Annotated in this window: 12 protein-coding genes and 1 pseudogene; 7 read left to right on the top strand and 6 right to left on the bottom strand. The window is 66.2% G+C overall.

Annotation, left to right across the window (positions count from 1 at the left end; all coding sequences use genetic code 11):
• Positions 1-208, top strand: a pseudogene (locus tag ACMUOO_RS14435) (hydantoinase/oxoprolinase family protein); the annotation flags it as partial.
• 1 nt (position 209) lies between these two features.
• Here the strand turns inward: ACMUOO_RS14435 and rlmN are convergent.
• Positions 210-1406: a 23S rRNA (adenine(2503)-C(2))-methyltransferase RlmN gene (rlmN, locus tag ACMUOO_RS14430; protein WP_301919818.1), complete on the bottom strand. Its 1197-nt coding sequence runs from the start codon at positions 1404-1406 to the stop codon at positions 210-212.
• 236 nt (positions 1407-1642) lie between these two features.
• Between rlmN and ACMUOO_RS14425 the strand changes: the two genes are divergently transcribed.
• Both ACMUOO_RS14425 and ACMUOO_RS14420 read left to right on the top strand, forming a co-directional pair.
• Positions 1643-1999, top strand: a complete 357-nt coding sequence (locus ACMUOO_RS14425) for a hypothetical protein (protein WP_413855637.1) — start codon at positions 1643-1645, stop codon at positions 1997-1999.
• Positions 2000-2061: 62 nt separating this feature from the next.
• Positions 2062-4755 carry a cation-translocating P-type ATPase gene (locus tag ACMUOO_RS14420; RefSeq protein WP_301919816.1) on the top strand — a complete coding sequence of 898 codons (2694 nt, stop codon included), beginning with the start codon at positions 2062-2064 and terminating at the stop codon, positions 4753-4755.
• On the opposite strand, the gene ACMUOO_RS14415 is transcribed toward ACMUOO_RS14420, so the two are convergent.
• The 3 genes from ACMUOO_RS14415 to ACMUOO_RS14405 all read right to left on the bottom strand — a co-directional run bounded on the left by ACMUOO_RS14415 (position 4668) and on the right by ACMUOO_RS14405 (position 8561).
• Complete coding sequence (locus ACMUOO_RS14415; RefSeq protein ID WP_301919815.1) at positions 4668-5822, bottom strand: bifunctional enoyl-CoA hydratase/phosphate acetyltransferase; 1155 nt, start codon at positions 5820-5822, stop codon at positions 4668-4670. The genes ACMUOO_RS14420 and ACMUOO_RS14415 overlap by 88 nt on opposite strands.
• Positions 5823-5849: 27 nt before the next feature.
• Entirely contained in the window at positions 5850-7619 is a 1770-nt protein-coding gene (locus tag ACMUOO_RS14410) for a PHA/PHB synthase family protein (RefSeq protein WP_301919814.1), read from the bottom strand.
• Positions 7620-8072: 453 nt separating this feature from the next.
• Complete coding sequence (locus ACMUOO_RS14405; RefSeq protein WP_413855634.1) at positions 8073-8561, bottom strand: hypothetical protein; 489 nt, start codon at positions 8559-8561, stop codon at positions 8073-8075.
• A 268-nt stretch (positions 8562-8829) separates the two neighbouring features.
• Here ACMUOO_RS14405 and ACMUOO_RS14400 point away from each other — a divergent pair, with 268 nt between their 5' ends.
• Positions 8830-9708 (top strand): PRC-barrel domain-containing protein, encoded by an 879-nt coding sequence (locus ACMUOO_RS14400; protein ID WP_301919812.1) that lies wholly within the window; start codon positions 8830-8832, stop codon positions 9706-9708.
• A 237-nt stretch (positions 9709-9945) separates the two neighbouring features.
• On the opposite strand, the gene ACMUOO_RS14395 is transcribed toward ACMUOO_RS14400, so the two are convergent.
• On the bottom strand, positions 9946-10119 hold the full coding sequence (locus ACMUOO_RS14395; protein WP_301919811.1) for a DUF1328 domain-containing protein: 174 nt from the start codon (positions 10117-10119) through the stop codon (positions 9946-9948).
• 250 nt (positions 10120-10369) lie between these two features.
• On the opposite strand from ACMUOO_RS14395, the gene ACMUOO_RS14390 reads away from it, so the two are divergent.
• The 3 genes from ACMUOO_RS14390 to ACMUOO_RS14380 are packed head-to-tail and all read left to right on the top strand — an operon-like array spanning position 10370 to position 12274.
• On the top strand, positions 10370-10894 hold the full coding sequence (locus ACMUOO_RS14390) for a hypothetical protein (RefSeq protein ID WP_301919810.1): 525 nt from the start codon (positions 10370-10372) through the stop codon (positions 10892-10894).
• Positions 10891-11304, top strand: a complete 414-nt coding sequence (locus ACMUOO_RS14385) for a phage holin family protein (RefSeq protein ID WP_301919809.1) — start codon at positions 10891-10893, stop codon at positions 11302-11304. Before ACMUOO_RS14390 ends, ACMUOO_RS14385 begins: the two co-directional genes overlap by 4 nt.
• A complete protein-coding gene (locus ACMUOO_RS14380; protein WP_301919808.1) occupies positions 11288-12274 on the top strand; it encodes a DUF3618 domain-containing protein in 987 nt (328 codons plus the stop codon). Before ACMUOO_RS14385 ends, ACMUOO_RS14380 begins: the two co-directional genes overlap by 17 nt.
• 201 nt (positions 12275-12475) lie before the next feature.
• Here ACMUOO_RS14380 and ACMUOO_RS14375 read toward each other — a convergent pair whose 3' ends face one another.
• Entirely contained in the window at positions 12476-12673 is a 198-nt protein-coding gene (locus tag ACMUOO_RS14375; RefSeq protein ID WP_301919807.1) for a CsbD family protein, read from the bottom strand.
• Positions 12674-12948: the final 275 nt, after the last annotated feature.

Raw genomic sequence — 12948 nt, 5'->3', positions numbered from 1 at the left:
CTTCGCGGATCGCGATCAGGCCCTTGGTGCGCTGGAAAAGGCGCTTTCGGCGGAAGCCTCCGCCCGTGCCCGGCGTGCCGGCGTCGAGGAAATCCGCCTCGTGACCGAGCGGGAGGTGTCCGAGATCGAAATCGAAGGCCAGCCCATGTTCATCGAGGCGCGGCTTCGTGTCACCGCCAAGGGACGGCCGCGAATCGCAACCGGCTAGGTCAGGCCGAGGGCAGGCCGGCCTCGACCGCGATCGCGGCCCGGCTCTTGCGGCCGCGTTCGGTCGCGGATTTGAGTTGCCCGCAGGCCGCCATGATGTCCTCGCCGCGCGGCGTGCGGATCGGGCTGGCGTAACCTGCCTTGTAGACGATGTCGGCGAAGGCCTCGATCCGCTCCCAGTCCGACCGCTGATAGGGCGCGCCGGGCCACTCGTTGAAGGGGATGAGGTTGATCTTGGCCGGGATGCCGGCGATCAGCTTCACCAGCCGTCTTGCATCGGCGTCGCTGTCGTTGACGTTTTTCAGCATGACATACTCGAACGTGATGCGTTCCGAGTTCGACAGGCGCGGATAGTCCCTGAGCGCCGCAAGCAGCGTCTCGATGTTCCACCGCTTGTTGATCGGCACCAATCGGTCGCGCACCTCGTCCGTCGTCGCATGGAACGACACGGCGAGCAGACAGCCGATCTCCTCCGCCGCGCGCGCGATTTCCGGCACCACGCCCGAGGTCGAAAGCGTTATCCTGCGGCGGGACAGTGACAGCCCCTCGCCGTCCATCACCACCCTCATCGCGTCGCGGACGTTCTCGAAGTTGTAGAGGGGTTCGCCCATGCCCATCAGAACCACGTTGGAGACTAGCCGCGTCTCATCCTTGGGTGCGCCCGGCACCGGCCACTCGCCGAGGTCGTCGCGCGCGACCATCACTTGCCCGACGATCTCGCCCGCGGTCAGGTTTCGGACCAGCTTCTGCGTGCCGGTGTGGCAGAACGAACAGGTGAGCGTGCAGCCCACCTGGGAGGAAATGCAGAGCGTGCCGCGGTTTTCCTCGGGGATGTAAACGGTTTCCACCTCGTGCCCGCCGGCGATGCGCAGAAGATATTTTCGCGTTCCGTCAGCCGAAACCTGGCGGGTCACGACCTCGGGCAGGGCGATCTCGAACCTGTCGGCGAGAAGCGCGCGGTAGTCCTTTGCAAGATTGGTCATCAGGCCGAAGTCGCGCACGCCCCAATGGTATATCCATTGCCATATCTGGCCGACCCGCATCTTCGCCTGCCCCGGCGGCGTCCCCGCGGCGATGAGCGCCTCGCCGAGCTGCTCGCGTGTAAGGCCGACGAGGTTCACCCGGCCGCCTTCGGGCAGGCGCCGGGGGATCGTCACCACATCCTGGGTGATCGGGGCACTGGGGCTCTGGTCGGTCATCGTGCGATCCGTCTGTGCAAGACAGGTCATATAGTCCATCGTACCGCAGAACGGAACAGCCCGCCTGCGCCGGCCGGTAGTTGGCGATTGACACACGTCAAGGTGCCATCCGGCGATCCGTGCGATGTTTCGCGAATCTCGGTGGGTGGGAGGCACAGATGGCTCGCGACAAGACTTCGCACGGCGGTGATGCGGCGAGCATGTTCACGGGGGGGCCTTTGCCGGCAGAGGCCTTGGTGGCACCCCAGATGAAGCAGTTCTGGAAGGCCCAGGAAAAGATTCTCGCCGAGGCAGAGGCCTTCGCGCACCATTGGTTTGCCCGCCGGCACGCCGCGACGAAGTCCGCTCTCAAAGCGTGCGAGGCAGCGGCCGAGGCGAACCCGACCGACGCGGTTGCCGCGCTTCAGGCCTTCCGGGACTGGCAGGCTCAGTCGGCCGAGAGGATGTCTGAGGACGTCCGGGAATGGATTGACATGTTGGGCCGATGCGCGGGCCACGTCATGACCGGCGAGGTTACGGCCGGCGCCGAGACGCTGGAAGAGCTGCAGCGCGAGGGCGCGGAACTTCATTCTCATCACGCGACACCGGTCTGACTACGCGATTCGCGGGCGGGACGGTTCACCTCGCCAGCATGGGCCTTTAGACAAGGCAGGCCATGTCGGACGAATTCATGCGCTCCCCCCACGCGCACACAGTGTCTCGGATCGCCGGGGCGCTCGGTACGGATTTGCTGCGCGGCCTTTCCGAGGACGAGGCGCGCCGCAGGATCGACCGCTACGGGCCTAACCGGCTGCGGGCGCATCGACGCAAGAGCTGGCAAGCCATCCTCGGGCACCAGTTCAGAAGCGTGCTTGTCTGGCTTCTGGCGGGGGCGGCCGCCTTTTCCTTCATGCTCGGCGATGTTGTCGAGGGCGGGGCAATCCTGGCCGTTCTCGCCATCAACGCGGCGATAGGTTTCAGTACCGAGCTGCGCGCAATCCGATCGATGGAATCACTGCGCCGCATTGCCCAGGTGCGTACGCTTGTCCGTCGTGACGGACGTCCACGAAAGATCGATGCCACCAGGATCGTTCCAGGCGATCTGGTGATGCTGGAGGCGGGCGACATCGTCACCGCAGATCTGCGGCTCGTCCGGGCATCGAACCTGGAAAGCAATGAATCTGTCCTCACGGGGGAATCTGTCCCGGCTGCAAAATCGACCGAGCCTGCCGCAGCCGATGCCGACGTCGGCGACCGGGTCGGGATGGTCTTCAAGGGCACCGCCATCACCAAGGGTACGGGCGAGGGGCTGGTGACCGCGACAGGAATGGACACCGAGGTCGGTCGCATCAGCGCCCTGACGGAGGCGGCAGGCGCAGCGGAGTCGCTCCTTGAACGCCGGCTCGACAGGCTCGGGCACCGGCTCGTATGGCTGATGCTGGCGCTGGCCGTGGCCATGGTCGCCGGGGGCGTTGCCCACGGCCATCCTCTGGCCGACATGATCAAGACAGGCGTCGCACTTGCGGTCGCCGCCGTACCCGAAGGCCTGCCCGTGGTCGCAACGCTCTGCCTGGCGCGGGGCATGTGGCGCATGGCCGCGCGCAATGCCGTCATCACGAACCTTTCCTCGGTCGAAACCTTGGGGGCGACCACCATGATCCTGACCGACAAGACCGGCACGCTGACCGAGAACGAGATGACGGTCGTGCGCCTGCTCCTGCCGGAACGCGACGTGCCCGTCATCCCCGGCCGCACACCGGGGGAAGGGCAGGAGTTCGCGCTTCACCTCGGCGCGCTCTGCACGACGGCCGAGCCCGGCGACGGAAGCGCGGATGGACGAAGCGGCGATCCGATGGAGCTTGCCCTTCTCGACGCCGCCCGCCAGGGCGGGATCGACAGGTCCACCCTGGCGGACCGGTATCCCGAAGTCCGGGAACATGCGTTCGATCCGGTGCAGAAGATGATGGCGACGGTCCACCGCGATGGCGACGGCTACCTCTACGCCGTGAAGGGAGCGCCCGAGCATGTTCTTGCCGCTGCCGACGGCGAATGGGACGGCCGGGCGGCGCGCCCACTCGATGACGCGCGACGGGCAGACTGGGCCCGGCGGCAGACGCGGGCGGCAGCCAGGGGCCTCCGGCTGATCGGACTTGCCAAGAAATGGGCCGAAACGGCGACCGAGGACCCCTACACCGGCCTGACGTTCGTCGGCATCGCCTGCCTGCGCGATCCGCTCAGGGCCGACGTGCCCGCAGCGATCCTTGCAAGCCAGCGGGCCGGTGTCCGTGTGGTCATGCTGACGGGGGATCACGCCGACACCGCGGCGGCCATCGCCCGCGACGCCGGAATCGGCGGGGACGACCCGCGCGTGGTCGAAGGCCAAGCGCTCAAGTCGCTCGACGACGGAACGGCCGACGAAACGACCCGCCGCCGCATCGCCGGGGCCGATGTGTTCGCCCGTGTCGCACCCGAGACGAAGCTGTCGCTTGTCCGCTTGTTCCAGGACGGCGGGAACGTCGTCGCCATGACGGGCGACGGGGTCAACGACGCACCAGCCCTGCGCAAGGCCCACATAGGCATCGCGATGGGCCGGCGCGGGACGGACGTGGCGCGCGAGGCGGCGGACATGATCCTCAAGGACGATGCCTTTGCGACGATCATCGCGGCTATGCACCAGGGCCGAGCGATCTTCGACAACATCCGTCGCTTCGTGATCTACCTGATGTCCTGCAACGTGTCAGAGATCCTCGTCGTCGGGATTGCGGTTGGTGCAGGGCTGCCACCACCGCTCATGCCCCTGCAGATACTCTTTCTCAACCTCGTGACAGATGTCTTTCCCGCCTTCGCCCTGGGTCTCGGCCAGGGGGACGGAACACTCATGCAGCGGCCGCCGCGCGATCCGGCCGAGCCAGTGGTGGGTCGGCCGGAATGGGTGAGGATCGCCCTTCTCGGCGGCTTCATCACGGCGGCAACGCTAGGGGCTTTCTGGCTGGCGCTCGGCAGGCTCGCGCTGTCGGGCGACAAGGCGACAACCGTAGCGTTCCTGACTCTTGCGCTCGCCCAGCTCTGGAACGTCTTCAACGTCCGCACAGGTGGCGGCGGGTTCCTGCGCAGCGATGTGGCGCAAAACCCCTGTGTCTGGGGCGCAATCGCCTTTTGCGCGGGACTCCTTGCGCTTTCGCTTGCCGTCCCGGAACTGGCGCTGGTTCTGGACCTGCCGAATCCCGGAAACGAGGGGCTGGTCCTTGCCTTCGCGATGAGCCTCGTGCCGCTCGCGCTCGGTCAGGGACTTGTCGCCCTCGGAGTCGACGCGCGGCTGGCGCGGTCGTCCGATGGCGACAGCCCCGGCGGTCGCCGACGCGCCGCGTAGATCTGTGCCATCGCCGTTGAGGCGAGGCGCGCATGAACGCTGTCGGCGCGGCTCGTCAGGATGATCGGAACGCGCGCACCGAGGACGATCCCCGCCGCCTCGGCCGCGGCAAGATAGACGAGTTGCTTCGCGATCATGTTTCCGGCCTCGAGGTCCGGGGCCACGAGGATGTCCGCGTCTCCGGCGACCTCCGACCGGATGCCCTTTGCTTCCGCCGCATCCCGCGAGATGGCGTTGTCGATGCCGAGCGGCCCGTCCAGCAGGCCGCCGGTGATCTGGCCCCGGTCGAGCATCTTGCAGAGCGCCGCCGCCTCGATCGTGGATGGTATCTTCGGATAGACCGTCTCGACCGCCGAGAGGAGCGCGACCTTGGGCAGCGCGACGCCCAGCGACTGGGCGAGATCGATGGCGTTCTGGACGATGTCGCGCTTTGTCTCCAGGTCGGGAAAGATGTTGATTGCCGCGTCGGTGATGAAGAGCAGTTTCGGATGGTGCGGAACGTCGAGCGCGAAGATGTGGCTCATCCGCCGTTCCGTCCTGAGTCCGGTTTCGGCGTCGACGACCGGCGCCATCAATTCGTCGGTGTGCAGTTTTCCCTTCATCAGAACGTCGGCCCTGCCCGCGCGAACCAGCGCCACGGCACGTTCGGCGGCCGCATGGCTGTGCGGGGCATCCACCAACTCGATCCCGTCCAGGTTCGCACCCGTCTCCTTCGCGGCGGCCTCTATCTTGGCGCGCGGGCCAACGAGGATGGGCAGGATCATGCCCTTCCCTGCCGCCTCCAGCGCACCGGTCAGGGAAAGCGCATCGCAGGGATGGACGATCGCCGTGCGCGCAGGCGGCAGTTCGGCAGCCGCCGCAATAAGCGCCTGGAACCGGGGCGCCCTCTCTTGGGGCGCCTCCGGCCCGTTGCGGCCACCGCCCTCCTTCGAGGCGAGCATGGTACCGTCCACGAGGTCGAGCGTGACGCGATGGTGCGCTTCGTCAATCCCGACGATACGGCCGCTCAGGCTGACCCTGTCTCCGATGGAAGGGCCTCGCGGCGGATGGCGGTCGGTCGGCTTCATCGAATCTCGCCTCATGCTGTTGCTGGCTCAGCGACCGAAAACATAAGTTCCGGGCGCAGGGCGGATCGGCGCATATCCCGCTTCCGGCGCACCCATCGGCGGCGGGTCCACCGGCTCGCCGGAGTGGTCTTCCAGCCAGGATACCAGCTCGGGCCACCAGGAACCTTCGCGAAGCGGCGCAATCTCCATGAAGCGATCAGGATCGACATAGGTGTCGTCGCGGGACGCGTGAATCATTCGGTAGTGACGGTGCGGGTGGCCGGGTTCAGAGACGATACCGGCGTTGTGTCCGCCGTTGGTCAGCAGGAACGTCACCTCCGTGTCCGCGGTCAGGTGGAATTTGTAGACCGACCGCCATGGCGCGACGTGATCGCGTTCGGTTCCCACGAGGAACACCGGCATCCGGATGTCCGAAAGGACAACGGGCTTGGCGTCCACCGAAAAGCGTCCCTCGGCAAGATCATTGTGCAGGAACAGCCGGTGCAGATACTCCGAATGCATCCGGTAGGGCATCCGTGTCGCATCCGCGTTCCAGGCCATGAGGTCGTTCATGTGCTCGGGTTCGCCCATGAGATACTGGCGGACCATCCGTGACCAGACAAGGTCGTTCGACCGGAGTATCTGAAACGCGCCGGCCATTTGCTGGGTATCGAGATACCCCTTCTGCCACATCATGTCTTCCAGGAACTTGATCTCGCTTTCGTTGATGAAGAGCGTCAGTTCTCCGGCCTCGGTGAAGTCCGTCTGGGTGGCCAGCAGCGTCAGCGTCGCGATCCGGTCGTCGCCGTCGCGCGACATCGCGGCGGCGGCAATCGACAGCAGCGTGCCACCGAGGCAATAGCCGATCGTGTGCACACGCGGCTGTCCCGTGACGGCTGATACCGCGTCCATGGACGCCATCACGCCCAGTTTCAGATAGTCGCCCATCCCGAGGTTGCGATCGTCGGCGTCGGGGTTCTTCCACGAGATCATGAAGACGGTGAAACCCTGACCGGTCAGGTATCGCACAAGCGAGTTCTCGGCCGAGAGGTCAAGGATGTAGTATTTCATGATCCAGGCGGGGACGATCAGCACCGGTTCGGGCCGGACCTTTGCGGTCGCCGGGTCGTACTGGATCAGCTCGATCAGCCGGTTCTGGTACACGACCTTGCCCGGCGTGACCGCCACGGCTTCGCCTGGTTTGAAACGGTCAGCCTCTGCGGGCGGCGCGCCGGCGACTTGGCGCTGCCAGTCGGTCAGGAGGTTCTGCCAGCCTCGGACGAGGTTCATTCCGCCGGTCGCGAAGGTGCGCTGCACGACCTCGGGATTTGTCCACGCGAAGTTGGAAGGGGAGAAGACGTCAAGCAACTGCCGGGAAGCGAATTCGACCGCCTTCTCGTGCTGGTGCGTCACGCCCCGAACGTCTGTGGTGGCATTGTGCCACCATTGCTGGGTCAGCAGAAAGGACTGTGAGAGGACGTTGTAGGGCCAGGTCTTCCAACCGGGGTGATCGAAGCGGCGATCCTGAGGCAGCGGCCGGATGCACGTCTCCGCAGCGTCAGGCCGGAAGGCGCAGGACGACAGGACCGAGGCCAGCCTCTGAACCTTCTGCCCTGCCTTCACGACGAGTTGCCCCTGCTTGCCGGGGGACGTCGCCAGATGCATTGCCCAGTCCGACCATGCGCCCGCAAGCGCGATCGGCGACAGGCCGCCGGTAAAACGCGCCACCTGCGCTGTCAGACCCATGTCGAGATCCTGAAACAACGTATCGGCGGCACTTTCCTCCGCCGGCGCTGCGTCGTCCGCAGGCACGAACATGGCCGGCCGGGCGTGAAGGCGGGCAACGGGCGACGGCCGATGCGTCCTTCTGCGTGAACCAGTTGCGGTCGTTGCCATCTGCCACCTCTCGTCGTTCTGCGGTCCGGGCTTCCCCTACCCTTTGGGACATGCCCGGGCCATGATGCAAGTCAATCCCGCGTTCCGTCCGGTCGGCCTTGATGCCATCCACCAGGGAAGTCGTCACATTATACCAAAGTGCATGACGGATTTTTGGCGCCGTCGCCGGAACCGAAGCGATCGTCGCGCGTTCAGGCCGTGTCGGCTCTGCCAGAGCATGTCCCCTCGTGTTCGCCGACCAACTTGAAGGCTCGTCCCCATCGCCTTCTCCGCCCCCGGTGTGTCCGTTGCAGACCGCCGGGGGCTTTCTTCCAAATCCGCAGAAAAGCCCCGGGCCTTTCGACCCGGGGCGTCGCATCGTCAGGCGCTCGACGATCAGCCGAGCTTGCGGACGATGTGGTCGGCGAAAGCCTTGACCATCGCGTCATAGTATTCGTGGCTGTCGGTCGTGACCTTGGCGAGATCGATGCCCTCGGGCACGAACGGGCTCGCCTCCTCGAACGTCACCGTCAGCTTGTACGCGTCGAACTTCGTGTTGTCGCTGTCATGCGTAACCGCGACATCGCCCACGAGCCGAGACTCGGCAACGCCGGTCAGCTCCTGATAGGTGTTGGCAAGCTCCACCTCGTCGATGTCGACGAGGACCTTCGCGCCCTCCTCACCGGTCTTGCCGACCAGACCCGCGATGATCGCATTCTCCAGATCGTCCGCGAGCGTTGCCCAATGCGCTGCCGCCTTCTCGTTCTGGATCGACGCCATGTCGACTGTCACTTCAACTTCGCGGACAATTGTTTCAGCGATTCCAGGAATTACGGAAGCAATGGTGAAGCTGGCGGCCAGTCCAAGAATTGCTTTCTTCATCATGTTGATTTCCTTTCATTTCCTGACGGGGTTTTCGACGGGGTGGAAGCCCGCCGATCCATTCCGAAACTCCGATTGCGACACATGGTTCCCGTTGAGCGTCGTGCCAGGCGGAGCACCGCCGGTCCCGCCAATTGCCACGGGCGCATTTCCGCGGAAGGCGAAGGGCCTGCACCGACCGGAGGAACCGACTGATCGAACTCGCGTTTGACAGCCATGCGCTCCGGCGCGTGATGAAACCAGATAACGGAGACCAAGCATGAAACGGCTCATGATTTCGACCGCCCTGGCGACCCTTGTCGCCACCGCTGCCATGGCGCAGGACAACCCGTTCCGCGCCGAGAGCGATCCGCTGGAGATCCATGCCAGCGAGTTCATCGGCAAGCGCGTCTATGCGTCAGAAGCCGCGGTGGAGGGCAATGCGTTCAACGGCATCCAGGACGGATGGGAGAATATCGGAGAGATCAACGACGTGGTACTGTCCCGCGACGGTACCGTCGAGGCGGTGATCGTCGATATCGGCGGTTTCCTGGGCATCGGCGAGCGGCAGGTGGCGGTCGACATGGGTGCCGTACGCTTCGTCGCCGACAGTGCGACCGCGGACGATGAGGGGGACTACTTCCTGGTCATCAATGCGGCGCGAGCGACGCTCGAGGGCGCGCCGGAGTATGCGTGGAAGAACACACCGATGACGGCTGCCGGCGAGGCGGTCGACGAGGCCGCGACCGCGGTCGGCAACGCCGCCGAAGCCACCGGCGAGACGGTCGCCGACACCGCCGATGACGCCGCCGCAGCGGCAGGCACGGCCGTTGACGCAACAGCCGATGCCGTGACCCGAGAGCCGGTTGCCCGCGACGGATACGCCGCCGTCGCCGGCGTTGACCTCACCACCGAGATGCTCACGGGGGCCGCCGCCTACGACGCCAATGACGAATGGATCGGTGAACTCTCCGAACTCATCGTCGACGAGCAGGGCAAGCTGAGCGATGCCGTCATCGATGTCGGCGGCTTCCTCGGCATCGGCGAGAAGCCGGTAAAGCTGGCCATGAGCGAGGTGGACATCCTGCGCAAGGCCGATGGGAACGACGTGCGTGTCTACGTGCCGATGACAAAGGAACAGCTTGAAGCACTGCCGACCTACGACAACTGATCTCAGGCTGATGGCGGCCGGGCACCCATCCCCGGCCGCCAGAGGGAACGCGGCTCGCCGGGTCTCCGGCGGGCCGCGCTTTCGTTTGGTCTGGCCATGAAACGCCAGTGGGCGACAGGTGGCGGCACCGGCTCTAGCCGAACAAGAAAGAGCCGGGATCTTTCGATCCCGGCTCTCCCCGCGCCGCGCAACCAAGGGGAAGTTGTCGATACCGCGGCGACGTCGTTTCACGATCCGTCAGAGCGGGGGGTTGCCCCGCATCGCCCGCGCGATCATCGCCACCACGAACAGGATGAGGAAGATCACGAAAAGCACCTGCGCGATGCCCGCAGACGTTCCGGCGATACCGCTGAAACCAAGTGCCGCCGCGATCAGCGCGATGACGAGGAACGTAACAGCCCAACCGAGCATGGTCTTTCTCCTTCGCTGTGGATCTTGTCTGAATGTGCCCAGTCAACGCTGGCGGCGGAGAGGTGGTTCCCTTCTCACTCGCACCAACCAGCGGAGCGACCATCTCCGTCACGACGCAATCGGGCCAGGCAGGCCATCTCGCGTTCGCTCCGGGGAACTCGCGCGTGACGGCCCGCGTTCCTTCTGCAGGTCCCGTCGGAGGTTCTCGGACGGAGACGGGGCACTGCCATCCTCAAGACAGGAGACCCACATGGCACACGACAAGGTGCGCAAGACGGTCGAAGACGCCGCAACCCGCCTTAAGGCGGCCGGCGCCGAATCGATCGAAGGCGTCAAGGAAGAGGCGCGTGAGGCCCTCGGATCCGCGAAGGACACGGTGGTGACCGAGATCAGGGCGCGGGCGGACGCCGGCCGGGACTTCCTCGCCGATAAGGCCGCCGACGCTGCGGAGAGGCTGCGCGTGCGGGCTGCGGCGGATGCTACCGCGCTGCGTGGCCGCGTGCTCGGCATCATCGCCAGCGGGGCGTCGGAACTGGCGCGAGACCTGCGACGGCAGAGCCTGCCCACGCTCCTCGCCGAGACCGAGGCCTTCTCGCGCCGCCATCCAGGCGCCTTCGTGGCAGGCGCTGCCCTCGCAGGGTTCACCCTCGCACGTTTCGGCCGAGCGAGCGGCGCTTCGGGGCCCGCAACGTCGGCGACCGGGGGCCCTGACGCCACTGCGGGCAACCTTGGTGCCACGGTCAGCGACCTTCACAGCAGCCAGGACGGAGCATGACCGTGGGCCCGGAACACCAGTCGCAGCCGACGGCGAGCCTCTTATCGGACGTTGTGCGTCACGTCACCGCGCTGATCCGCGGTGAAGTCGCACTCGCCAAGGCAGAACTCGCGGAGAACGTCCGGCGCGCGACTTCAGGCATCCTGATGTTCGGGGGGGCTGCGGTCCTTGGCATGGTCGGGCTGGGCGCGCTCGCTGACGCCACGGTGGCAGCGCTGGTCACCGCGGGTCTCTCGGCCGGATGGGCCGCGGCGACCGTGGGTGGCGGCGCACTTCTCTTCGCCGCACTCCTCGTCCACGAGGGGCTTGGCACCTTCGACAAGACAAACCTCATACCGCGTCGCACGGTCAGAAACGTCCGTCGCGATGCGGAACAGATCAAGGAGACGCTCAATGACTCATCACGCTGATCCCCGCGATATCGAGAAGGACCTCGAACGCAAGCGCGAAGCGCTGGGCTCCGCCCTGGACGCGCTTCACGATCGGTTCTCGACCGACTCGCTCGCCCGCGAAGCGCTCGGGATGATCAAGACGAACGCGGCGGACTACACGCAGTCGATCGACCGGGCCGTTCGCGCCAACCCGATGGCGCTGGCGCTGACCGGCATCGGGCTCGCATGGCTGATCTTCGGCGGGCGCCGCGTCGAAGCGCCAACCCCGCCCGTCGCGCTCGACCGCTGGGAAGACGAAGGCGGAAACCCGCTTCCCGAAGGATTCGAGCCCGCCCTTTCGTCGGTCGATGCGGCCGACAGCCGGTGGGCCGAACGGATCGACATGCTGCGCCAGCGCGCGTCGGCGACCCTGTGCCGCCTCGAGCGGAACGCGCGCGATCATGCGGGGGCTGGCAGGGACCTCGCGGAGGAGCGCGGCAAGGTGCTCTCAGCCTTTACCGACGACATGCGGAAGGCAATCAGCGACGGACTCGATGACCTTTCCGACGCGGCACGCGAGAGAATCGTGCGCGCACGGGAGGCGGCCTACGCCGCGCGTCTCAAGCTCGACAAGGCTGTGCGCTCCGGTGGCCGCGATTTGGAGCGGATGATCGGCGAGCATCCTGTCGTCGCAGGTGCCGTGGCCATGGGCCTCGGCGCCGCGGTCGCGGCGGCGCTGCCGCGGACACGCGCCGAGGATCGCGCCTTCGGGGCGGAGAGGGATCGCCTGATGGCGGCTGCCGCGAACCTCCTTCAGGAAGAGCGCACCAGAATCTCGCTCATCGCAGACGGGGCTGCGGATGAACTCAGGAACGCCGCCCTGGAAGCGCGCAGCACCGTCGCAGCGGTCGCGGCCGACGTGGTTGCCCGGGTGAAGGAGCGCGCCGAAACTGAGGCCGCGCGGATGACGGCCGAGGGGGATTCCGCCCTGCCGGCCGCCGCTCGATGAATCGCGCCGGTCGTCCGCAGCCGTCCGCCAATCCGCAGGGGTGAAGACAAACGGCCGGCAGGTGGATATCCCACCTGCCGGCATTCCCGTGCGGCCGTCGAACCGGAAGCGACGAGCGGTTGCCCGGAAATGCAGGCGCCCTCCCCCAGCATCTGGGAGAGGGCGCGTCGTTTACCGGGAGCCCCGGTCAGAGGCCGCGGGTCAGAGACGGGAAACCCAGCTGTCCACCTCGCGTTCTGCAGCTTCCTTGGCGTGACCGTACTTCTCCTGCACGAGGCCGACGAGCTCTTCGCGGCGACCCTCGACGCGGTGCCACTCGTCGTCGGTGATGTCGCCCCACTTGGCCTGGGCCTTGCCCTTGAGTTGCTTCCAGTTCCCGGTGATCTGATCCCAGTTCATGATGTCCTCCATTACTTGGGTGGGTTGGTGCCGGCTCAACGCCTCAGGCTTGGTCGAGTTCCCGTCGGTCCATGCGCGGCGGCGGCAAACCGCGGACCGGCCGCACGGCCCGCGCGGGAACTAGAAGCACCCACGCGGCGTTGTGTTCGCGATCCGGGGGATTTCAATATGGAAAAGATCGAACGGCTGGCGCAGTTCGCGGTCATCTTCATCGCGTCGATCCTGGCGATCGCAGCCGCGGGGTGGGGGAAGGACATCCTCGCTCCGATCACACT

The sequence above is a fragment of the Albidovulum sp. genome (assembly GCF_041919395.1).
GTDB lineage: Bacteria > Pseudomonadota > Alphaproteobacteria > Rhodobacterales > Rhodobacteraceae > Albidovulum.
Note: the sequence above shows the minus strand (reverse complement) of the source record. Positions and strands in the feature narration are given on the sequence as shown.